This window comes from Streptococcus sp. HMSC056C01 (assembly GCF_001811305.1).
Lineage (GTDB): Bacteria > Bacillota > Bacilli > Lactobacillales > Streptococcaceae > Streptococcus.
Genome location: NZ_KV804194.1, coordinates 12,304 through 33,463 on the forward strand (window position 1 = coordinate 12,304; position 21,160 = coordinate 33,463).

The 21,160-nt window shown below is 40.4% G+C and carries 20 protein-coding genes and 1 pseudogene; 3 read left to right on the forward strand and 18 right to left on the reverse strand.

Annotated features, from left to right (window positions below):
* The first annotated feature begins 2 nt into the window (after window positions 1-2).
* Complete coding sequence (ffh, locus tag HMPREF2795_RS03870; RefSeq protein ID WP_000863579.1) at window positions 3-1,568, forward strand: signal recognition particle protein; 1,566 nt, start codon at window positions 3-5, stop codon at window positions 1,566-1,568.
* Between the two features lie 29 nt (window positions 1,569-1,597).
* Here ffh and HMPREF2795_RS03875 read toward each other — a convergent pair whose 3' ends face one another.
* The 6 genes and pseudogenes from HMPREF2795_RS03875 to HMPREF2795_RS03900 form a co-directional block, all read right to left on the reverse strand.
* The gene (locus HMPREF2795_RS03875; RefSeq protein ID WP_075228270.1) at window positions 1,598-2,488 is read right to left on the reverse strand and encodes an RluA family pseudouridine synthase; all 891 of its coding nucleotides are present in this window, start codon (window positions 2,486-2,488) and stop codon (window positions 1,598-1,600) included.
* A pseudogene (lspA, locus tag HMPREF2795_RS03880) lies at window positions 2,478-2,938 on the reverse strand (signal peptidase II). Before lspA ends, HMPREF2795_RS03875 begins: the two are co-directional and overlap by 11 nt.
* Window positions 2,935-3,843, reverse strand: coding sequence for a LysR family transcriptional regulator (locus HMPREF2795_RS03885; RefSeq protein WP_075228271.1), 909 nt, complete (start codon window positions 3,841-3,843; stop codon window positions 2,935-2,937). The pseudogene lspA and the gene HMPREF2795_RS03885 overlap by 4 nt, the downstream one beginning before the upstream one ends.
* 157 nt (window positions 3,844-4,000) lie before the next feature.
* Window positions 4,001-4,606: a superoxide dismutase SodA gene (gene sodA, locus HMPREF2795_RS03890; protein WP_075228272.1), complete on the reverse strand. Its 606-nt coding sequence runs from the start codon at window positions 4,604-4,606 to the stop codon at window positions 4,001-4,003.
* 69 nt (window positions 4,607-4,675) lie between these two features.
* Window positions 4,676-5,713 carry a DNA polymerase III subunit delta gene (gene holA, locus HMPREF2795_RS03895; RefSeq protein ID WP_075228273.1) on the reverse strand — a complete coding sequence of 346 codons (1,038 nt, stop codon included), beginning with the start codon at window positions 5,711-5,713 and terminating at the stop codon, window positions 4,676-4,678.
* Window positions 5,714-5,745: 32 nt separating this feature from the next.
* Window positions 5,746-6,681: a dihydroorotate oxidase gene (locus HMPREF2795_RS03900; RefSeq protein ID WP_075228274.1), complete on the reverse strand. Its 936-nt coding sequence runs from the start codon at window positions 6,679-6,681 to the stop codon at window positions 5,746-5,748.
* Between the two features lie 229 nt (window positions 6,682-6,910).
* Between HMPREF2795_RS03900 and gdhA the strand changes: the two genes are divergently transcribed.
* Window positions 6,911-8,257 (forward strand): NADP-specific glutamate dehydrogenase, encoded by a 1,347-nt coding sequence (gene gdhA, locus HMPREF2795_RS03905; protein WP_000199572.1) that lies wholly within the window; start codon window positions 6,911-6,913, stop codon window positions 8,255-8,257.
* A gap of 31 nt (window positions 8,258-8,288) precedes the next feature.
* Window positions 8,289-8,774: a GNAT family N-acetyltransferase gene (locus HMPREF2795_RS03910; protein ID WP_001053567.1), complete on the forward strand. Its 486-nt coding sequence runs from the start codon at window positions 8,289-8,291 to the stop codon at window positions 8,772-8,774.
* 148 nt (window positions 8,775-8,922) lie between these two features.
* On the opposite strand, the gene HMPREF2795_RS03915 is transcribed toward HMPREF2795_RS03910, so the two are convergent.
* The 12 genes from HMPREF2795_RS03915 to budA all read right to left on the reverse strand — a co-directional run bounded on the left by HMPREF2795_RS03915 (window position 8,923) and on the right by budA (window position 20,977).
* Window positions 8,923-9,567 (reverse strand): TetR/AcrR family transcriptional regulator, encoded by a 645-nt coding sequence (locus HMPREF2795_RS03915; RefSeq protein ID WP_000443724.1) that lies wholly within the window; start codon window positions 9,565-9,567, stop codon window positions 8,923-8,925.
* Between the two features lie 15 nt (window positions 9,568-9,582).
* Complete coding sequence (locus tag HMPREF2795_RS03920; protein WP_000234814.1) at window positions 9,583-10,587, reverse strand: NADP-dependent oxidoreductase; 1,005 nt, start codon at window positions 10,585-10,587, stop codon at window positions 9,583-9,585.
* 142 nt (window positions 10,588-10,729) lie between these two features.
* Window positions 10,730-13,348, reverse strand: a complete 2,619-nt coding sequence (gene alaS / locus HMPREF2795_RS03925; protein WP_000811783.1) for an alanine--tRNA ligase — start codon at window positions 13,346-13,348, stop codon at window positions 10,730-10,732.
* A gap of 16 nt (window positions 13,349-13,364) precedes the next feature.
* On the reverse strand, window positions 13,365-13,850 hold the full coding sequence (locus HMPREF2795_RS03930) for an LURP-one-related/scramblase family protein (RefSeq protein WP_075228275.1): 486 nt from the start codon (window positions 13,848-13,850) through the stop codon (window positions 13,365-13,367).
* 273 nt (window positions 13,851-14,123) lie between these two features.
* On the reverse strand, window positions 14,124-14,375 hold the full coding sequence (locus HMPREF2795_RS03935; protein ID WP_075228276.1) for a hypothetical protein: 252 nt from the start codon (window positions 14,373-14,375) through the stop codon (window positions 14,124-14,126).
* Between the two features lie 142 nt (window positions 14,376-14,517).
* Window positions 14,518-15,588 (reverse strand): ABC transporter substrate-binding protein, encoded by a 1,071-nt coding sequence (locus HMPREF2795_RS03940; RefSeq protein WP_075228277.1) that lies wholly within the window; start codon window positions 15,586-15,588, stop codon window positions 14,518-14,520.
* Window positions 15,585-16,358, reverse strand: coding sequence for an ABC transporter permease (locus HMPREF2795_RS03945; RefSeq protein ID WP_045763347.1), 774 nt, complete (start codon window positions 16,356-16,358; stop codon window positions 15,585-15,587). Before HMPREF2795_RS03945 ends, HMPREF2795_RS03940 begins: the two co-directional genes overlap by 4 nt.
* The gene (locus HMPREF2795_RS03950) at window positions 16,355-17,161 is read right to left on the reverse strand and encodes an ABC transporter permease (protein ID WP_016466000.1); all 807 of its coding nucleotides are present in this window, start codon (window positions 17,159-17,161) and stop codon (window positions 16,355-16,357) included. Before HMPREF2795_RS03950 ends, HMPREF2795_RS03945 begins: the two co-directional genes overlap by 4 nt.
* Window positions 17,142-18,299, reverse strand: a complete 1,158-nt coding sequence (locus HMPREF2795_RS03955) for an ABC transporter ATP-binding protein (protein ID WP_075228278.1) — start codon at window positions 18,297-18,299, stop codon at window positions 17,142-17,144. The genes HMPREF2795_RS03950 and HMPREF2795_RS03955 overlap by 20 nt, the downstream gene beginning before the upstream one ends.
* A 161-nt stretch (window positions 18,300-18,460) precedes the next feature.
* Window positions 18,461-19,366 carry a UDP-N-acetylmuramate dehydrogenase gene (gene murB, locus HMPREF2795_RS03960; protein ID WP_075228279.1) on the reverse strand — a complete coding sequence of 302 codons (906 nt, stop codon included), beginning with the start codon at window positions 19,364-19,366 and terminating at the stop codon, window positions 18,461-18,463.
* Window positions 19,367-19,483: 117 nt separating this feature from the next.
* Window positions 19,484-20,236: a YhfC family intramembrane metalloprotease gene (locus HMPREF2795_RS03965; RefSeq protein ID WP_070459596.1), complete on the reverse strand. Its 753-nt coding sequence runs from the start codon at window positions 20,234-20,236 to the stop codon at window positions 19,484-19,486.
* 12 nt (window positions 20,237-20,248) lie between these two features.
* Window positions 20,249-20,977, reverse strand: coding sequence for an acetolactate decarboxylase (budA, locus tag HMPREF2795_RS03970; RefSeq protein WP_075228280.1), 729 nt, complete (start codon window positions 20,975-20,977; stop codon window positions 20,249-20,251).
* Window positions 20,978-21,160 lie beyond the last annotated feature (183 nt).

The following is a 21,160-nucleotide window of genomic DNA, read 5'->3' on the forward strand; positions in this document are numbered from 1 at the left end:
TAATGGCATTTGAAAATTTAACAGAACGTTTGCAGAACGTCTTTAAAAACCTACGTAAAAAAGGAAAAATTACAGAGAGCGATATCCAAGAAGCAACCAAGGAAATTCGTCTAGCTCTTTTAGAAGCCGACGTTGCTTTACCAGTTGTCAAGGACTTTATCAAGAAGGTTCGTGAACGTGCCGTCGGACATGAAGTGATTGATACCCTCAATCCAGCCCAACAAATCATCAAGATTGTCAATGAAGAATTGACAGAAGTCCTTGGTTCAGACACAGCTGAGATTATCAAGTCACCAAAAATCCCAACCATTATCATGATGGTCGGTTTGCAGGGTGCTGGTAAAACAACCTTCGCTGGAAAGCTTGCCAATAAACTCAAAAAGGAAGAGGATGCTCGTCCTTTAATGATCGCAGCTGATATCTATCGTCCTGCTGCTATTGACCAGCTCAAGACACTCGGACAACAAATTGATGTTCCGGTATTTGCTCTTGGTACTGAAGTTCCTGCAGTTGAGATTGTTCGCCAAGGTTTGGAGCAAGCAAAAGCCAACCATAACGACTATGTCTTGATCGATACGGCCGGTCGTTTGCAAATTGACGAACTTCTCATGAATGAGCTTCGTGACGTTAAAGCCCTTGCTCAACCAAATGAGATTCTCTTGGTCATCGATGCCATGATTGGTCAGGAAGCTGCCAACGTTGCGCGTGAATTTAACGCTCAATTAGAAGTCACTGGTGTTATCCTTACAAAGATTGATGGGGATACTCGTGGTGGTGCAGCCCTTTCTGTTCGTCACATCACTGGAAAACCAATCAAGTTCACTGGTACTGGTGAAAAAATTACAGACATCGAAACCTTCCACCCAGACCGTATGGCTAGCCGTATTCTCGGTATGGGGGATATGCTGACTCTGATTGAGAAAGCTTCCCAAGAATACGACGAGCAAAAAGCCCTTGAAATGGCTGAAAAGATGCGAGAAAATACCTTTGATTTCAACGATTTCATCGATCAGTTGGATCAGGTGCAAAATATGGGCCCAATGGAAGATTTGCTCAAGATGATTCCAGGTATGGCCAACAATCCTGCCCTTCAAAATATGAAGGTGGATGAAAAACAAATTGCTCGCAAACGTGCCATCGTCTCTTCTATGACTCCTGAAGAACGTGAAAACCCAGACTTGCTTACTCCAAGTCGCCGTCGTCGTATCGCTGCCGGTTCTGGTAATACCTTTATCGAAGTCAACAAGTTCATCAAGGACTTCAACCAAGCTAAACAACTCATGCAAGGTGTCATGTCTGGTGACATGAACAAGATGATGAAACAGATGGGCATCAACCCTAACAATCTTCCTAAAAATATGCCTGGGGGTATGGATATGTCAGCCCTTGAAGGTATGATGGGACAAGGTGGAATGCCTGACCTTTCAGCTCTTGGTGGAGCAGGAATGCCAGATATGAGCCAGATGTTTGGTGGAGGTCTCAAGGGCAAAATCGGGGAATTTGCTATGAAGCAATCCATGAAACGCATGGCTAATAAAATGAAAAAAGCTAAGAAAAAACGCAAATAAAAAGGGACTCGCTTGAGTCCTTTTTCTGTCTAGTTATTTCGAAGTTTTTCCAGAGTCTCTTTAAAGATATCTGGGATTTCGGAAGTAAATTCCATAGTTTCCCCTGTTCTTGGATGGGTAAATCCAAGAGTCTTGGCATGGAGAAATTGCCCATGTCCTTTCAAGGTTTTACGAGGGCCATATACCTCATCGCCAGCGACAGGATGACCGATATAAGCCATGTGTACACGGATTTGGTGAGTTCTTCCAGTTTCCAGTTGCAATTCCAGCAAGGTATAATCACCAAAGCGCTCCAAGACTTGGAAACGTGTCACTGCTGGTTTTCCTTTAGCAGTCACGGCCTGTTTCTTACGGTCTTTTTCGCTACGACCAATCGGCGCATCAATGACACCACGGTCATTGGGAAGATTTCCGTGAACGATGGCCCAATATTTCCGAAGAGACTTTTTGTCCTTCAATTCTTGAGCCAGCGCCATGTGAGCTTCATCATTTTTAGCAACCATGAGAAGCCCAGATGTGTCCTTATCGATACGATGAACAATCCCTGGACGCAGCACACCGTTGATTCCAGAGAGATCCTTGATATGATACATAAGGGCGTTAACCAAGGTACCACTGGTATGACCAGCACTTGGATGAACAACCATTCCTTGAGCTTTATTGACTACTGCTACATCCTCATCTTGATAAATGATTTCTAGAGGAATATCCTCAGCTACATACTCCAAAACTTCTGGTTCTGGCACCTGATAAGTAACGACATCGCCCTCTTGGACCGTATACTTGGCTTTTTTGACCTGACCATTGACCAAGACTTGGCCTGATTTGATTTGTTCATTGGCGAGACTTCGCGACAGTTCTGTCAAATCTGACAAAGCCTTATCTAAGCGTAGTCCACCTGTTTCAATTTTAATTTCCATTCATTTCCTCTTTTAGCATTGCAAGCAATAATACAATCACTCCGACCGTCAGATAGCTATCAGCTACATTGAAAATCGCGAAATTGATAAAGTCTAGGTGGAACATATCCACGACAAATCCTTGACTGATGCGATCGATAAAGTTACCCAAACCACCTGCTATAATCAACATTAAACCAAATACCGTCCAGGGGGAATCCTCTATATGCTTATGCAAATACCAGATAGCTCCCGCCATAACTACAAGAGTTATTACTGCAAAAAACCACTGTTGATCTTGAAGCATGGAAAGGCTGCCCCTCTATTTTGCAGATAGGTCAAACTGACCAGATTTGGGATCCATGATTTAATTTCACCAAGAGCAATATTCTGAACGACATAAGACTTTACCAATTGATCTAACACTATTAAGATTGCTATGACTCCTGCTACTAATCCTCTTTTTTTCATGCTTTCCTCTTCTGATCAAAATACTCTTGCATAACTTCTACAAATAAGGTTCCCGCTGGGCTCAAGTCTACTTCCTCACGTTTCACATAAACCATGCGATTATTGAGATTATCATTTAGCGGAATAACGGTGATCCCGTTCACACTATCGCTATCTAAGAATCCAGATCCAGTCGCATAAGCATTTGTTCTTTCAAGAATCCCATTTAAGGTAGCGCGGTCAGTTACGTTAAACATTTGAGAGCTAGCACTTGTATCTACAAAGTTCTCTGAGTAATAAAGATACTCATCCTTTTCTTGCGTGAATCGAACCGTTGGTAAATCTGCTAAATCCTCCATAACCAACTCTTTTTTCTTGGCTAAAGGATGTCCTTCACGCAGATAGATATGCGTCTGGAAAGGAATCAACTCAATCACTTCAAGGCCTAACTTTTCAACCCGTTGCATGATACCCTTTTGGTTTTGATTGTTGAGGTAAATAATCCCAATCTCACTATGACCTTGGGCTACTTCATCCAAAATCTGAACAGTTGTAGATTCAAAAATACGGAAATTTTTATAGTCTGGGTACCGTTGAGAAAAAGTTGTGATAGTCGGTGGCAAGAAATCATAGTGCTGGCTGGCTATTGAAAACTCATCTTTCTCCTCTTCAGGATTAGCATACTGGTTCTGGAAAACATCAAATCCCTTAACCAACTCTTGTGCCTTTTCATAAAATTCCATCCCACGACGTGTAAGAAAAGTTCCTGAACTGGTTCTACGAAAAATCTTGAAGCCAAGCTCTTTTTCCAAGTCTCTTACAGAAATAGATAGACTGGGTTGGCTAACGTACATCTTCTCAGCCGCTTCACGAAAAGTACCACTATTTGCAATAGCAACAACGTAGCGTAATTGTTGAATATTCATGATTTCTCCTTCGTTTTCTATCTTATCATTATACCATAAATAAAGCCTATCCAACAAAGGAAAATCATGAGACAGTTACTTCTAAAAAAGGCAAACAAAAAAACACCTTTAAAGCTAGACCCAAAATCCAACTAAAAAGGGGTGTTATCAAATGCGATTATTTAGCTGCTACGTAGAGTTCGTCTACTTTATTCCAGTTGATAACTGAGAAGAAAGCTTTGATGTAGTCAGGACGAACGTTACGGTATTTCACGTAGTAAGCATGTTCCCAAACATCCAAGCCCAAGATTGGTTTTTTACCTTCTGAGATAGGTGTGTCTTGGTTTGCAGTTGAAGTCACTTCAAGCTTACCTTCTTTGTTAACAACCAACCATGCCCATCCAGAGCCAAAACGAGTTGTTGCTGCTGCAGTGAAGGCTGCTTGGAATTCTTCGAATGAACCGAAAGTTTCATCGATTGCTGCTGCAAGTTCTGCTGAAGGAGCAGTTTTTTCAGGAGTCATCAATTCCCAGAAAAGAGCGTGGTTCAAATGTCCACCACCATTGTTGATAAGCGCTTGACGGATATCAGCTGGGATAGATTCTACATCAGCAAGCAAAGCTTCAAGGTCTTCACCGATTTCAGGGTGTTTTTCAAGAGCTGCATTTGCATTGTTAACGTAAGTTTGGTGATGTTTGTCATGGTGCAAGTGCATTGTTTCAGCATCAATGTATGGTTCCAATGCATCGTAAGCGTATGGAAGATCTGGTAAGATAATAGCCATCTGTAATACCTCTTTTTCTTTCTATATAAAGATGATAACGCAATCATCCTATTTTTTCAAGTTATTTGCTCAATTTGACTGGATAGCAATCTGCAACAAAGCCTTCTCAAACAGGTAGCCTTTCTCATAAACTCCTGTCTTAATTTGGTAATCAGCTTGGATGAGATGACGAATAGAATTCTGGAGAAAATCAAGGGATAGTCTTCGAGAATCACGAAGGGCAAATTTGATTTGGTAGGGATTGGGATTGCGACCAAGATAGTGACCTAAACTGCTGACCATCTGGGACTCTGTCTGACCAGACTCTTGCAAAATTTTCACTTGTGTATAGAGTCTGAACTGCCCCAACATAATGGCAATCAGTTTAATCTCATCTTCTCCCTGCAAAGTCAAATCTTTGACTAAATCACGTGCCTGATCAATCTTCTTAGTCAATATTAACTGAGTTAAATCAAAGATATTATCCTGCAAAGTCTTTGGTATGGCCTCAACAATGTCTTCTTCGGTAATCCGGTCATTATCCTTATAAGACTGTAAGAAGAGTAGGTTTTTCTGAATTTCACTGAATTGAAAACCTGATTTGATAAGTAACTGTTCAAAGGATTTCCCGTCAAAGGTTAGTCCTTGTTCTTGAGCCCACTTTTGAAAATAAGCACGTATCTCTTGCTCTTTTGGTTCAAGAGCTTCAAAAATCTTGGCATCCCTCTTGAGTAATTTGACTAAACGTCTCTTACTATCCAGCTTCCCTTCAGCAAAAATAACTAATTTACTCGTCGGAGATGGATTTTCCAAATATTCTTCAAAAGCCTTAAGCTCGTCATCAGATAGATAGCGTTTTTTAGCTGTAGTTAAATCGAGAAAATGATCTAAAATAACAATTTTTTCATCCGCAAAGAAAGGAAGACTGACCAGCTCTAGTTCCAAGCTTTTGTAGTCTACTTCTTTCATATCAAAATAAGCAAAGTTCAAATCAGCAGAATCGTAGCCGATTTGTTTTAGCACCTGAGTTTTCATGACTTCATACTGTCCTTGATCAGCGCCTGTAAACAAGGTCAAACTAGGTAAGTTTGATAAAGATAGCTTTTGGCTTTCTTCTATTGCTAGCATCATTTCTCCTTTCTTTTTAGTTTCGCTTTTATTTAATCAATATAATTCAATTTACCACGGAAATCTTCAAGGCTTTCATAACCTTTTTCCGTCATAATTTCTTTGAGTTCGTTTGTAATGCGATCAAAAGCACCTACACCTTCTTTGTGCAGGGTAGTTCCTACCTGCACCATGCTGGCACCACATAAGATATGTTCAAAGGCATCACGTCCTGTTAATACTCCACCTGTTCCGATGATTTGAATTTCTGGATTCAATCGTTGATAAAAAGCATGGACATTAGCAAGAGCTGTTGGTTTGATATATTCTCCACCGATTCCACCAAAGCCATTCTTAGGACGAATCACGACTGACTCATCTTCTATATAAAGACCATTTCCAATAGAGTTGACACAATTGACAAACTTGAGCGGATATTTGTTGAAAATAGTTGCTGCTTGATCAAAATGTACAATATCAAAATAAGGTGGAAGCTTAATTCCTAATGGTTTTGTAAAATACTCAAAGACTTCTGATAAGATACGATCAGTAGTTTCAAAGTCATAGGCAATCTGAGGTTTACAAGGTACATTTGGACATGAGAGATTGAGCTCAGTCAACCCACGAAAATCACTCTCTTGAACCTTCTTTAAAATAGTGTGAGTTTCCTCTGGAGACATTCCAACTAATGATAGAAAGAAGGTACGGTTTGGTTCCTTGTCTTGCAATTCCAATAGATAGTTTAAGTAATAGTCTAAACCATTATTTGGTAGACCCATAGAGTTGATTGAACCGAGTGGAACATCTTGATAACGTGGTTCAGGATTCCCCTGACGAAATTCCAAGGTTGCTGTCTTAGTGACAAAGGTTCCTGCTGCTGAATTTTTGACACCTTCTAACTCCTCAATTGTCATACAAGCAACTCCTGCCGCATTCATCAAGCAATTGTCAAACTCAAAACCAGCAATCTGTGTTTTAGTTGATACCATGATTCTGTTCCTCCAGATTCCTTTTTATGTTTAATATTATACCATACTTTGACTTTTGCTTTTCAATAAAACCATTTCCATAGAAAAGGTTCGTTTTTTAGCAAGTTCTGAATCAGTTGTGTCAAATTGAAAGAATTTTTAGAAAATTTGTGTTTTTTTCTTTACACTGAAAAAATTTTCTGCTATAATGACTCATGTAATAAAATATGACAACAAAAAGGAGAACGATATGACATCTGCTAAAGAATATATCCAAAGCGTGTTTGAAACTGTAAAAGCTCGTAACGGGCATGAGGCTGAATTTCTCCAGGCGGTTGAAGAATTCTTCAGCACTTTGGAGCCTGTCTTTGAAAAACACCCTGAGTATATTGAAGAAAATATCTTGGCACGTATCACTGAGCCTGAACGCGTAATTTCTTTCCGTGTTCCATGGGTTGACCGTGATGGAAAAGTTCAAGTTAACCGTGGTTACCGTGTTCAATTCAACTCAGCTGTTGGACCATACAAAGGCGGACTTCGTTTCCACCCAACTGTTAACCAAGGAATCTTGAAATTCCTCGGATTCGAACAAATTTTTAAAAACGTTTTGACTGGACTTCCAATCGGTGGAGGTAAAGGTGGGTCAGACTTTGATCCTAAAGGGAAGACCGATGCTGAAGTGATGCGCTTCTGCCAAAGCTTCATGACTGAATTGCAAAAATACATTGGACCATCTCTTGACGTACCTGCTGGTGATATCGGTGTAGGTGGACGTGAAATTGGTTACCTTTACGGACAGTACAAACGCCTCAACCAATTTGATGCTGGTGTCTTGACTGGTAAACCTCTTGGATTTGGTGGTAGCTTGATCCGTCCGGAAGCAACTGGTTATGGATTGGTTTACTACACTGAAGAAATGCTTAAAGCTAACGGAAACAGCTTTGCTGGTAAGAAAGTTGTGATTTCAGGTTCTGGTAACGTAGCTCAATACGCTCTTCAAAAAGCAACTGAACTTGGTGCAACTGTTATCTCAGTATCTGACTCAAATGGTTATGTTATCGATGAAAATGGTATCGACTTCGACCTTCTTACAGACGTTAAAGAAAAACGCCGTGCTCGTTTGACTGAGTACGCTGCAGAAAAACCAACTGCTACCTACTACGAAGGTTCTGTATGGACTTACGCCGGTAACTACGATATCGCTCTTCCATGTGCGACTCAAAACGAGATCAACGGTGAAGCTGCGAAACGCTTGGTTGCTCAAGGAGTTATCTGTGTATCTGAAGGTGCTAACATGCCTAGCGACCTTGAAGCTATCAAAGTTTACAAGGAAAATGGAATCCTTTACGGACCTGCCAAAGCTGCCAATGCTGGTGGTGTAGCTGTATCTGCTCTCGAAATGAGCCAAAATAGCCTTCGTCTTTCATGGACACGTGAAGAAGTTGACGGTCGTTTGAAAGATATCATGACTAACATCTTCAACACTGCTAAAACAACTGCAGAAACTTACGGTCTTGGAACTGACTACCTTGCAGGTGCAAATATCGCTGCCTTTGAAAACGTAGCAAACGCTATGATTGCACAAGGGATTGTTTAATTAGTCGATACATCCTATCGGAGGACAAATGATGAACTTACGGCCGATGGAAGTAAGAGACAATTCAGCTGTAGCGCAGCTCATTCGAGCTAGCCTAGAAGAATTCGGGCTTGACAAACCAGGAACTGTCTACTTTGATTTTCATCTAGATCATTTGGCCGACTATTATCAACAGCAAGAGAGAGCAGCTTACTTTGTTCTGGAAGATGAAGGTCAGCTGGTTGGCTGCGGTGGCTTTGCACCTGTGTCCGATAAGATTGCTGAATTACAAAAACTGTATGTCACTAAAAATAGCCGTGGCAAAGGTTATTCCAGCAGGTTGATAAAGCGGATATTCCAGGAAGCCCGCATAGCTGGTTATGAACAGCTTTATCTAGAGACCTCTACTGAACTGGCTACGGCTGTGGCCATCTATCAACACTATGGTTTTACAACATTGCAACAACCACTTTCTAACGCCGCCGGCCACCCAGCTATGAATATCTGGATGATAAAATCCCTCTTATCAGATGAATAGATGGCAGTATACTAATGTAGCCAATGCTATGATAGTAAAGGTATTGTTTAAAATTCATTTGCTCAATCCTCAATCATTATGATTGGGGATTTTTATTTTGGTTTTAAAAAGAGCTCTCTTAATTTTTTAGTGAACTTAAAATTAATAGTTATTTTACGATAACTAAGGAAAAAGAAAGACATTCGACAATTTCATTTGTTACTTTATCAATGTTTATATCTTCTTTGTCATTTATAATCATAGGAACAATATAAGAAAGACTTAAAGCTAAAATATAGCGAACGATCCTTTCATTTGACCAATCTCGGATAACACCATTTTCTTTAAATTGATTCAAAACAGGACTAATCGGATTAATGATAGAGTGTACAATGATATTCCCTAACTCTTCAGAAATAGTTTTATCAATAAGTGAACGACTCAAAAGAATTTTAACTTGCATTTTATTGTTATGAATAAAAATTAACCTATCCCGAACGATGCTTCTTAGAAAAAGTGAAAAAGATTTTTGCTCTATTGTAAATCTCTTATCTGAAAAATCAGCAATCACTTCTGGAATAACTTGCTCTAGAAATGTAGATAAAATAGCATCTAGGATACCTTCCTTGGTTTTAAAATAACTAAAAACGGTTCCTTCTGAGACGCCAGCATGTTCAGCAATAAGATTAGATGTTGTATTTTCAAAACCAATCTCGGAAAATAATTTTAAACTGGATATTAATACTTGACTTTGTTTTAAACTTAATTCACTGCTTTTTAATGTCTCAGCAAACTTATATTCTATACTTTCCATTCCTGCCCCCTCTATCTACTCTCTTATTTTAATAATTCTTTTACCACGGGTATGTCCTAATTTTAGACTACGATATGCCTCTCTAACTGACTCCAGAGAAAAACTATACTCTTTCTCAATATTCAGCTGAACTTTTCCATCTGAGACCATCTCCTCTAGAATTTTAAAATCATCATAAGTGGAATGTCTCGGACCTGTGAACTGAGCTCCTCTTATTAAAACATATGGTGAAGGTACTAAAGTTCCAATATCAGTTCCGTTCAATCCAAGATGGAAAGCTAATTTAACGTAATCACCACCATAGCAATCCAAGAATTTTGTAATAGGTTTTGGAGCTACTGATAAAAGAGACTTTTGGACATCCCCTTCATAAGATACTGGTATAGCACCTAATGATTCTAGATATTCTGAATTTTTCTTGCTCGCAATACCAATAACAGTTGCGCCCTTAGCAACCGCATACTGTACTGCAATGCTACCAATGCCACCTGAAGCTGCTGAAATAACTACAACATCTTTAGAATTTAAATTAATTCTTCTAAAAGCACCACCGACTGTTAAAGAAGCCACCCCCATAGTAGCAGCATGATACATATCAATATTGTCTGGTTTCAATGCAATTTCTGATTCGCTAACACAAATTTCTGTTGCTAACGCACCCCTCTTAGTACCAAGTCCAGGATCACTTATTATTGTTCCAAAAACCTTATCACCTACTGAAAATCGACTCACTCCATCACCAATTTCTGTGATAACACCAGCAAAATCCCTAGCGATACCTCTTGGAAATAAAGATGATTTTGATTCAAACCAACGACCTGGTTGTTTTAATTTTGTCAAAAAACTCAAAAAACGAAGTGGCTTCGCCCCCTCGAAAGTTTTGTAATCAATAGGATTTAGACCAACAGCAAATACTTTTACTCTAACTTGATTCATTCCTAATGATTCAGATATAATATTTACTAAATCTAGAACTTTTTCATCACCAAAACGATTATACTGTATTGCTTTAATAACCATTATCTAATTCTCCTAATCCCTAACAAAATTGAGTGAGCACTCAATTAATTTTTATATATTATACGCTTATTCTTCAAAGAAATCAACTGCTCTATGATTTTTAAACAAAAAGACCTACCCTACTGGATAGATCTTTATTTTCTTACAATTTACCTGCTACTGCATCCAACAATTCTTGGATTTTCGCTTGATTGCTTCCTCCTGCCATGGCCATGTCTGGTTTACCACCACCACGTCCATCAACGATTGGAGCTAATTCTTTAATCACATTACCTGCATGCACCTCTTTTGTCTTGCTGGCTACAAGGACATTGACCTTATCACCGATAGCTGCGACAAGAACAAGAACATCAGAGTAATCTTTTTGTTTCCAGTTATCCGCAAAGGTACGAAGGGCACCTGCATCTGATACAGATACTTGGCTGGCAATGTAACGGTGGCCGTTTGCTTCTTGAACATTCTTGAAGACATCACCTGCCGCCGCTGCTGCTGCTTTTTCCTTCAATTCTGCATTTTCTTTTTGCAATTGACGGAGTTGCTCTTGAAGTCCTTCCACCTTGTGAGGTACTTCTTTGAGTTGAGGAGCTTTCAAGGTTGCTGCGACTGCTTTCAGTGCATCTTCTTGGTCACGATAAGCTTCAAAGGCCTCTTTACCAGTCACTGCCAAGATACGACGAGTTCCTGATCCGATCCCTTCTTCTTTGACAATCTTGAAGAGACCGATTTCAGAAGTATTGCCAACGTGAGTACCACCACAAAGCTCTACTGAATAGTCCCCGATAGTGACTACGCGAACTTCCTTACCATATTTCTCACCAAAGAGGGCCATAGCTCCCATTTCTTTAGCTGTGTCAATATCAGTCTCAACTGTTTCCACTGCGATGGCTTCCCAAATCTTCTCATTGACTTGTTGCTCAATAGCACGCAATTCTTCAGGAGTCACGGCTTGGAAGTGAGTGAAGTCAAAGCGAAGGAATTCTACTTCATTAAGTGAACCTGCTTGAGTAGCATGGTGGCCAAGGATATTATGAAGAGCTGCATGGAGCAAGTGAGTGGCTGTGTGGTTCTTCATGACACGATGACGACGATTGCTATCGATGGCCAAAGTGTATTCTTGGTTCAAAGCAAGAGGAGCAAGAACTTCAACGGTGTGCAATGCTTGTCCGTTTGGTGCTTTTTGAACGTCTGTTACAATCGCTACGACATTTCCTGCAGCATCCAAGATTTGACCATGGTCCGCAACTTGTCCACCCATTTCAGCGTAGAATGGAGTTTCTGCAAAGATAAGTGACGCAGTTCCTTCTGATACAGCTTCTACTTCAGCATTATCAGCTACGATAGCAACCAACTTAGAAGACAATTGACTAGCATTGTAGTTGAAGACACTTTCTACAGTGATGTTTTGAAGGGTTTCGTTTTGCATACCCATAGATCCACCTTTGACTGCAGAGGCACGCGCACGTTCTTGTTGTTCCTTCATGGCTGCTTCGAAGCCTTCACGGTCTACAGTCATACCAGCTTCTTCAGCGATTTCTTCTGTCAATTCCACTGGGAATCCGTATGTATCATAGAGTTTAAAGACATCTTGACCGGCGATGACAGATTGACCTTTTTCTTTCAAGTCTGCTACGATACCTTGGGCAAAGTGTTGACCTGAGTGAAGAGTACGAGCAAATGACTCTTCTTCGCTCTTAACGATTTTCTCAATAAAGTCACGTTTTTCAAGCACTTCTGGGTAGTAGCTTTCCATGATTTTTCCAACAGTTGGAACGAGTTTGTAAAGGAAAGGCTCATTGATACCCAATTTTTGACCATGCATAGAGGCACGACGAAGAAGACGACGGAGGACATAACCACGACCTTCATTTCCAGGAAGGGCACCATCACCAATCGCAAATGAAAGAGAACGGATATGGTCTGCAATAACCTTGAAGCTCATGTTGTCGCCATCTTGGTCGTAAACCTTACCAGATAATTTCTCAACTTCACGAATGATTGGCATGAAGAGGTCTGTTTCAAAGTTTGTCTTAGCCCCTTGGATAACCGCCACCAAACGCTCCAAACCAGCGCCCGTATCAATGTTTTTGTGTGGCAATTCTTTGTACTCGCTACGAGGAACAGCAGGGTCAGCGTTAAATTGTGACAATACAATGTTCCAGATTTCGATATAACGGTCGTTTTCGATATCTTCTGCAAGAAGACGAAGACCGATATTTTCTGGGTCAAAAGCTTCTCCACGGTCGAAGAAGATTTCTGTATCAGGTCCAGAAGGTCCCGCACCGATTTCCCAGAAGTTGTCTTCGATTGGGATCAAATGACTTGGATCTACTCCCACTTCAATCCAGCGGTTGTATGAATCCTTATCATCTGGATAATAAGTCATGTAAAGTTTGTCTTTAGGGAAGTCAAACCACTCAGGACTTGTCAAAAGCTCATAAGCCCATGTAATTGCTTCGTCACGGAAGTAATCCCCGATTGAGAAGTTCCCCAACATTTCAAACATAGTATGGTGACGGGCAGTCTTACCTACGTTTTCGATATCGTTGGTACGGATGGCTTTTTGCGCATTGGTAATACGTGGGTTTTCAGGAATGATGGTTCCATCAAAGTATTTTTTAAGAGTGGCAACCCCTGAGTTGATCCACAAAAGTGTTGGATCGTTTACCGGAACCAAGCTAACAGATGGTTCTACTGAGTGGCCTTTTGTAGCCCAGAAATCAAGCCACATTTGGCGGACTTGTGCACTAGATAATTGTTTCATATGTATCTCCTTTTTACTAATTTGATTGGCTTTCTAGCATTTCCACATAGTCGATAGCGACACAGAGGGAGATGACTAGGTCAGCATAAGATTCGTCATAGACGGTTACGGTATAGGTAGAGGTTAAATGGAAAAGTTCCTTGGTAATCTCAGCAATCACTTGGTCACGGTCGTCCAGCAATTTAAAATTCAAATCCCAGACATTTCCTTCGATGCGAAGGCCGAGATTGTCAAACTCATACTTATCCTTCCAGAAAGTCAACTTCTTCCGAATATAAAAATGATCGCCGTTAGTAAGTTGAATTTCAAAACGAGGTAGGAAAGTTAAGACTTCCTTACTAATCTCACTGACCTGTTCACCAGCAACATCATAGATGGTAAAAGTTTTAGGAATCTTAAAAAATGAACCTTCAACCTGATAGGCGACATTGCCCATTTCATCCTTGATATCAAAGCGTTCACCACCTAGGCGAAATTTTTGTTTGACAAGAAATGTTCTCATAAACACCTCCAAAAATAAAAGACAAATCCATATCACGAAGGGCGAAAAACCGCGGTACCACCTTCATTCAATGAACTTGTCATTCTTTGATTCTTATGCAATTGTTCGATTGAGTAGCATGATTTTCTATCTTAGATGGCTCGCAGCACCGCCAATTCTCTGAACTAAGATGGAGAGAAAATCAATTCTCAACTTTCTTATTATATCGTTTTTTTAAGTCTGCGTCAACTGGAAATAATCCTCATTTAAATAACCAACTCCCTATATCCCTGATTACTTTTTCAGAATATATTTTTTCTTACTGCCATTTTTCTTTTTATCCCAACTTTTATTCCAAGCTTTCGAATTGCTATACATAAATACGAAAATATTTGCAAATATAAAGTAACCTATCACCAAATGTATGGAATCAGTTTTTAGGTATTGTCGATCCAAACCATCCTTTAAATGGAATAGTATAATTGTTTCGTTAACAATCAAAAAGGTTGGCCAATAACTTTTTTTGAAAAAAGTAGACATTTTCATGATTTGTTACCGCTTTCTATTATTATAAACTTAGTATACTACTAGGCTATAAAATAAGCAAATAGGATAGTAAAAATATACAGCTATACAACTATTCAAAAAACGAACCAGTTTAACTGGTTCGTTTCGTGACTGCTAATTCCTACTTTCGATACATCTTAAATTGTAGGAAGAGGTCGCTGTAGATTCCTGTCCATTTATGGTCAAATTTCTCATAGACCTCTAGGTGTTTCATAGTATCTGCATCAGGATAGAAGGACTTATCCTCTTTTGTCTCCTCAGGGAGCATTTCCTTAGCAGCATTGTTTGGTGTTGAATAGCCGACATACTCTGCGTTCTTAAGAGCATTTTCGGGTTTCAACATAAAGTTGATAAAGGCGTAGGCTGCGTCTTGGTTTTTGACTGTTTTGGGAATGACCATATTGTCAAACCAGAGGTTACTTGCTTCTGTCGGTACGACATAGCGAAGATTTTCATTTTTCTCTAGCATCTGACTGGCTTCTCCTGAGAAGGTCACACCGATGGCAGCGTTGTTCTGAATCATATAGCCCTTCATCTCATCCGCAACAATAGCCTTGATATTCGGTGTTAGCTTATAGAGCTTATCTACCGTTTCCTCCAACTGCTGTGGATCTTTAGAGTTGAGGCTATAGCCTAGCGAGTTAAGACCTAAACCAAGTACTTCACGCGCCCCATCAAAGAGCATAATAGAGTTTTTATACTCTGGCTTCCAAAGGTCGTCCCAATGCTCAGGCGCTTCTTCCACCATAGTCTCATTGTAGACGATTCCCAAGGTCCCCCAGAAGTATGGAATTGAATACTGGTTGTTTGGGTCAAAGGACTGGTTTAGAAATTCTGGACCGATATTCTCAATGCCCTCAATCTTGCTATAATCCAGTGGAACTAGAAGGTCTTCGTCCTTCATCTTGTTAATCATGTACTCACTTGGGATGGCAATATCATAAGTTGTCCCACCCTGCTTGATTTTCGTGTACATGGCTTCGTTGGAGTCAAAGGTCTCGTACTGAACTTGGATTCCTGTTTCTTCTGTAAATTTCTCCAGAAGTTCAGGATCGATATAGTCTCCCCAGTTGTAGATAACCAATTTTTGACTATCGCGACTATTGATTTTACTGTCAAGATGATAGGAAATCCCCCACAAGACAAGGATAATGGCTAAAATTCCTGCTAAAAATGAATAGAGTCGTTTCATGCTTGCTCCTCCTTCTCACGTGAAATGAAGTAATACCCGACAACTAGGATAATACTAAAGAGAAAGACCAAGGCTGAAAGAGCATTGATTTCCAGCGAAATTCCCTTACGAGCTCGAGAGTAAATCTCAACTGAGAGGGTTGAAAAACCATTCCCCGTTACAAAGAAGGTCACGGCAAAGTCATCTAGGGAATAGGTGAAGGCCATGAAGTAACCTGCAATGATAGACGGTGTTAGGTAAGGAAGCATAATTTCCTTAAACATCTGGAACTGGCTAGCTCCAAGGTCATAGGCCGCATGAATCATATCTCCATTCATCTCTTTCAATCGAGGCAAGACCATGAGCACTACGATAGGAATCGAGAAGGCTACGTGACTTGACAACACTGTCAGAAAACCAAGAGAGAACTTGAGCTGGGTAAAGAGAATCAAGAAGCTGGCACCAATCATAACGTCTGGGGCAACCATCAAAATATTATTAAGAGACAGGAAGGCTTCTTGGTATTTTTTCCGTGATTGGTAGATGTAGATAGCACCAAAGGTACCAATGACAGTCGCAATCAAGGCTGATAGGAAGGCTAGTAAAAAGGTCTGAACCAAGATTAGCATGAGCCTTCCATCACCAAACATGGTTTCAAAGTGAGACAAACTAAAGCCTGTAAAGCTGTTCATATCATCCCCAGCATTGAAGGCATAACCAATCAGATAAAAGATTGGCAGATAGAGGACGATAAAGACAAAGGCTAGGTAAAGATTCGATAATTTTTTCATCGTTCTCTCCTTTCCTTAGTTACCCACATGGTAACGAACATGGTCAGGATAAGAACAACACCGATAGTTGAACCCATACCATAGTTGTCATTAGTTAGGAAGTTCTGCTCGATGGCAGTCCCCAAGGTAATCACTCGGTTCCCTCCAATCAAGCGCGTCAGCATGAAGAGACTCAAACTTGGAATAAAGACAGATTGGACACCACTTCGCACTCCATTCATAGACAGAGGGAAGATGACATGACGGAAAGTTTCCCACTTGGTCGCACCAAGGTCATAGCTGGCATTGATGAGATTGTTATCCATATCATCCAAAACATTGAAGATGGGCAAAATCATAAATGGAAGCTCGATGTAGCTTGCAACAAAAATAAATGAGAAATCTGTAAAGAGCAACTGCTGCGAACCGATTCCGATAAATTCGAGGAATTGGTTGATAGAGCCATTTTGCCCAAAAATCCCGATAAAAGCATAGGCCTTAAGGAGAAGGTTGATCCAGGTTGGCAAAATGATTAGCATGAGCCATAGTTGACGGTGTTTGAGACGAGTCAAAAAGAGAGCTGTTGGATAGCTGATAAGTAGTGTCACTAGAGTCACAATCCCTGCATAGAGCACTGAGTTAAAACTCATTTTGAGATAGGTCAAGTTTTGTGACGCAAAATAAGATTTATAGTTTTCTAAACTGAACTGGCCTTCAATGTTGAAAAAGGATTGTCCAAAAATCAAGACCAAGGGTGCCAATACAAAGAGTGCAATCCAAAGCATATAAGGCACTACAAAGAGTTTAGAGGTTGTTTTCTTCATCTCTTTCCTCCTCAATAGCGTTAATCAAACCTGCTTCATGTTCTTCGATTTCTACATATTCTTCGATACGAGCATCGAACTCTTCTTCTGTTTCATTGAGACGCATGATGTGGATATCTTCTGGTTCAAAGTCCAGACCGATTTCCTCACCAACGATAGCCTTACGAGTTGAGTGAATCATCCATTCGTTGCCAAGTTCATCATAGGCGATAATCTCATAGTGAACTCCACGGAAGAGCTGGGTATCAACCTTCACTTGAAGTTTTCCTTCTTCTGGAAGGGTAATACGCAAGTCCTCTGGACGAATGACGACTTCGACCGGTTCATTTGGTTTCATACCACCGTCGACCGCTTCAAAGCGTTTGCCGTTAAACTCGACCAAGTAGTCCTCAATCATGGTTCCTGGCAAGATGTTTGATTCACCGATAAAGGTTGCAACAAAGTGGTTGATGGGCTCATCGTAGATGTCCACTGGTGTACCTGACTGAACAATTTCACCGTCATTCATAACGAAAATCCAGTCACTCATAGCCAGGGCTTCTTCCTGATCGTGGGTAACGAAAACAAAGGTAATACCCAATCGCTGTTGCAGTTCACGCAGTTCGTACTGCATGTCTGTTCGCAATTTCAAGTCCAAGGCTGACAAAGGCTCATCCAAGAGGACCACACGGGGTTGGTTGATAATCGCACGCGCAATCGCTACACGCTGGCGTTGTCCTCCAGAAAGCTTACGAATAGAACGTTTTTCGAAACCTTCCAACTGTACCATCTTTAGAACTTCTAATACACGTTGTTCGATTTCTTTTTTATCGACCTTACGCAAACGCAATGGAAAGGCAACATTTTCAAAGACATTCATATGCGGAAACAAGGCATATGATTGGAAGACTGTATGAACATCGCGCTTATTAGTTGGGATATCATTGATTCGCACGCCATCCAGTAAAATATCTCCAGTCGTTGCGTCTAGCAAACCGGCGATGATATTGAGGATGGTTGATTTTCCTGAACCAGATGCTCCTAGCAGTGTATAAAATTTCCCTTCTTCCAACTCAAAATTAATATCTTTGAGAACCTTGGTGTTGCTATCTTCAAAAACTTTAGAAACGTTTTTGAATTCGATAATTGGTTTTTTCAATTGGCATTAATTCCTTCTTTTTCATAGATTAACAGATCAGGGCTCTGTCAGGCCGCCACTACCTCTTGCAGGGAGTTAGGCCTCCTGCATGCATCTTCGCTGCCGATAGGCTTTCACCACCTCTACATTCTAGTTAATAGCAGCTAAACTATTTCTACTATTTACTCATGTTCACCCAAGATACGAACTTCTCGCTCAAGAGTAACACCTGAGTGTTCTTTAACCTTTTCAATGACAGACTCAATCAAGTCTTCATAATCTCTGGCAGTTCCATCAGCAATATTGACCATAAAGCCTGCATGCTTTTCTGAGACTTCGACACCACCGATACGGTAGCCCTTCAAACCTGCTTCAGCAATCAATTGTCCAGCAAAATGACCCACTGGACGTTTAAAGACTGAACCACAAGAAGGATACTCTAAAGGTTGTTTGAGTTCACGAAGGTGGGTCAAGCGGTCCATTTCTTGCTTGATGACTTGGTGATTACCTGGAGCTAAGGCAAACTTAGCAGATAGGACTACTGCCCCTGACGCTTGAATGGCTGAATGACGATAACCAAAGGTCAAGTCTTTAGCAGATAGGGTTTCGATTTCACCTTCCTTAGTCAAGATTTGACAAGACTGGAGAACATGAGCAATCTCACCACCATAAGCGCCAGCATTCATAAAGACAGCACCACCGACGCTTCCTGGAATACCACAAGCAAACTCAAAACCAGTCAAACTATGACGTAGGGCAATACGAGTGGTTTCAATCAAGTTAGCTCCAGCTTCTGCCTCAATGGTATAGCCATCAACAGAGACATTATTAAGCTTGTCACACATGATTACAAAGCCACGAACTCCGCCTTCTCGGACGATAATGTTACTTGCATTTCCAAGAACCATCCAAGGAATGTTTTCCTGATTGGCAAACTTGACTACACGAGCCATCTCATAGCGATTGCGTGGAAAAACTAAATAATCTGCCTTCCCTCCAACTTTGGTATAGGTATAAGTTTTTAGCGGTTCATCGAATCGAATATCGATTCCTTCTAGTGTTTCTTTTAGTTTATCTAATACGGTCATTTTTCTAATCCTTTTATAAAATCCATTCCATTATACCATTTTTGGCTCTATTTTTCGATGATTTGGTTAGCTTTTTCAAAAGCTCAAACTAAAAAGAGGATGAACCTCTTTTTTGTATTATTGCTTTTTATAAAAGATCGATTTTGTAAAGTAAATAAAAATAATAACTTCCACTGCTAACAATCCTTCTACGAGAAGGGGATTTGACAACCAGCCAACTTGAGATAGGCTCGGAGCCAAATCAAATAGGGCGTGTAAACCATAAGCAGCTACTAGGTATATCCATTTCTTTTGGCGAACTGCTTGATAAACCCAGAAGGTCAAGCCAACTTGAAGAAGCAAGGCTAGGATTCGCTCAAGTCCTAAAAGGTAAATCTGCCAAGCTGCTAGATTATTAATAGTTGTAAGCGTGCTTTCAGGCAAGAGTTGCATAATATTTGGATTTTGAGATTCTACTGCTGAAAAGAGGATGAAGAGATTGAGTAGACTTGCAATCCCGATATAGAGCAATTCCAAGCCACCATGCCCCAATCCATAAGCAAGAGCATCTGAATCTTCCAAAGTTCTTTTCTTCTCTAACCATTTAAAGAAAATAAGTCGAGCTGTTTCTTCAAACAAAGCAGCCATACAGATCCCATAAATCACATAGAGAAGGGGATTTCCCGTCATGAGTGGAACTGTCCCATCCTTTTGTGGATGAAGAACCAAGAGATGAACGATTTTCTCTAAGACCTGAGATGAAGCAAAAAATGCAACTGCCCCAAGTCCCAAAACTGCAAAATTAATCTTGTATTTCTTTCTTGCGTACCAAACTGCTGCAATGAGGACGGCAAACAAGGCCAGCATCGTTATTATTACATGAATTTTCATATTTGACTCCTATTATTCTGCCTGTTCGATATCTTTTTTCATCTCGTCAACGTTAAACTTAGCAAATAGATATTGACGATCCTGAACAGGAAAACGTTGATCCAACTGATCAACAGCTCCCACTTCTACAATACCTTCCTTGATGACAAAATCCATAACGTGGCCACCAAAGGTTAGGTCATCTGAGATAAAGTGTAGATGGTAACCAGCAACACTAACTCCATGGAAAATTTCAGGTGTCCAAAAACCAACGATAGTTCCTGAGACATTGTCGCAGCTATATTCAGGCTGATGCGTCGCAACCTCAGCAAACTTCGTTTCGCTTGTTGATTTTGGAATCATACGAACATGCATGTGTTTAAAATCACCATGAATCTTGATGGAACGAAATAGATTTTCTCCATCATAATAGGATTCAATACGTTTTTCAAGTTCCTGATCAGTCATTTCAAAACGCTGACGGAAAATAACTTCTGCCTGGTGGGGTACAACTGCTGCATAGGGAATCAAGGCATCTGGTGAAACTTCCACAATTTCAGGTTTCTCACCTGATCCCTTAGCCTGATAAGCTTTCCCATCTAAGACAATCAATTCTCCATCGATAGAATCCAGGGTTCCTAATCCTAAATCACCATGTTCAAGCAATTCACCAACGGTCATGGTTCCTCCGTAAAGTCCCGCCATCAAGGCTCCCAAAGTATTGTATTGGAATAATTTAACTGGTTCTTGCACCTTTATCATCTCACTCTTCTTTGAAAATTTTACTTACTAAGTATATCACATTTCTGATTAGAATTGAATGCTAGACTGCCTTTTAATACTCAATGAAAATCAAAGAGCAAACTAGGAAAATAGCCGCAGGTTGCTCAAAGCACTGCTTTGAGATTGTGGATGGAACTGACGTAGTCAGCTCAAAACACTGTT

What these genes read in the sequence shown, in the direction of transcription:
- ffh (WP_000863579.1), top strand. Translation starts at nt 3, where the DNA reads ATGGCATTTGAAAATTTAACAGAACGTTTGCAGAACGTCTTTAAAAAC.
- HMPREF2795_RS03875 (WP_075228270.1), bottom strand. Translation starts at nt 2,488, where the DNA reads ATGGAAATTAAAATTGAAACAGGTGGACTACGCTTAGATAAGGCTTTG.
- HMPREF2795_RS03885 (WP_075228271.1), bottom strand. Translation starts at nt 3,843, where the DNA reads ATGAATATTCAACAATTACGCTACGTTGTTGCTATTGCAAATAGTGGT.
- sodA (WP_075228272.1), bottom strand. Translation starts at nt 4,606, where the DNA reads ATGGCTATTATCTTACCAGATCTTCCATACGCTTACGATGCATTGGAA.
- holA (WP_075228273.1), bottom strand. Translation starts at nt 5,713, where the DNA reads ATGCTAGCAATAGAAGAAAGCCAAAAGCTATCTTTATCAAACTTACCT.
- HMPREF2795_RS03900 (WP_075228274.1), bottom strand. Translation starts at nt 6,681, where the DNA reads ATGGTATCAACTAAAACACAGATTGCTGGTTTTGAGTTTGACAATTGC.
- gdhA (WP_000199572.1), top strand. Translation starts at nt 6,911, where the DNA reads ATGACATCTGCTAAAGAATATATCCAAAGCGTGTTTGAAACTGTAAAA.
- HMPREF2795_RS03910 (WP_001053567.1), top strand. Translation starts at nt 8,289, where the DNA reads ATGAACTTACGGCCGATGGAAGTAAGAGACAATTCAGCTGTAGCGCAG.
- HMPREF2795_RS03915 (WP_000443724.1), bottom strand. Translation starts at nt 9,567, where the DNA reads ATGGAAAGTATAGAATATAAGTTTGCTGAGACATTAAAAAGCAGTGAA.
- HMPREF2795_RS03920 (WP_000234814.1), bottom strand. Translation starts at nt 10,587, where the DNA reads ATGGTTATTAAAGCAATACAGTATAATCGTTTTGGTGATGAAAAAGTT.
- alaS (WP_000811783.1), bottom strand. Translation starts at nt 13,348, where the DNA reads ATGAAACAATTATCTAGTGCACAAGTCCGCCAAATGTGGCTTGATTTC.
- HMPREF2795_RS03930 (WP_075228275.1), bottom strand. Translation starts at nt 13,850, where the DNA reads ATGAGAACATTTCTTGTCAAACAAAAATTTCGCCTAGGTGGTGAACGC.
- HMPREF2795_RS03935 (WP_075228276.1), bottom strand. Translation starts at nt 14,375, where the DNA reads ATGAAAATGTCTACTTTTTTCAAAAAAAGTTATTGGCCAACCTTTTTG.
- HMPREF2795_RS03940 (WP_075228277.1), bottom strand. Translation starts at nt 15,588, where the DNA reads ATGAAACGACTCTATTCATTTTTAGCAGGAATTTTAGCCATTATCCTT.
- HMPREF2795_RS03945 (WP_045763347.1), bottom strand. Translation starts at nt 16,358, where the DNA reads ATGAAAAAATTATCGAATCTTTACCTAGCCTTTGTCTTTATCGTCCTC.
- HMPREF2795_RS03950 (WP_016466000.1), bottom strand. Translation starts at nt 17,161, where the DNA reads ATGAAGAAAACAACCTCTAAACTCTTTGTAGTGCCTTATATGCTTTGG.
- murB (WP_075228279.1), bottom strand. Translation starts at nt 19,366, where the DNA reads ATGACCGTATTAGATAAACTAAAAGAAACACTAGAAGGAATCGATATT.
- HMPREF2795_RS03965 (WP_070459596.1), bottom strand. Translation starts at nt 20,236, where the DNA reads ATGAAAATTCATGTAATAATAACGATGCTGGCCTTGTTTGCCGTCCTC.
- budA (WP_075228280.1), bottom strand. Translation starts at nt 20,977, where the DNA reads ATGATAAAGGTGCAAGAACCAGTTAAATTATTCCAATACAATACTTTG.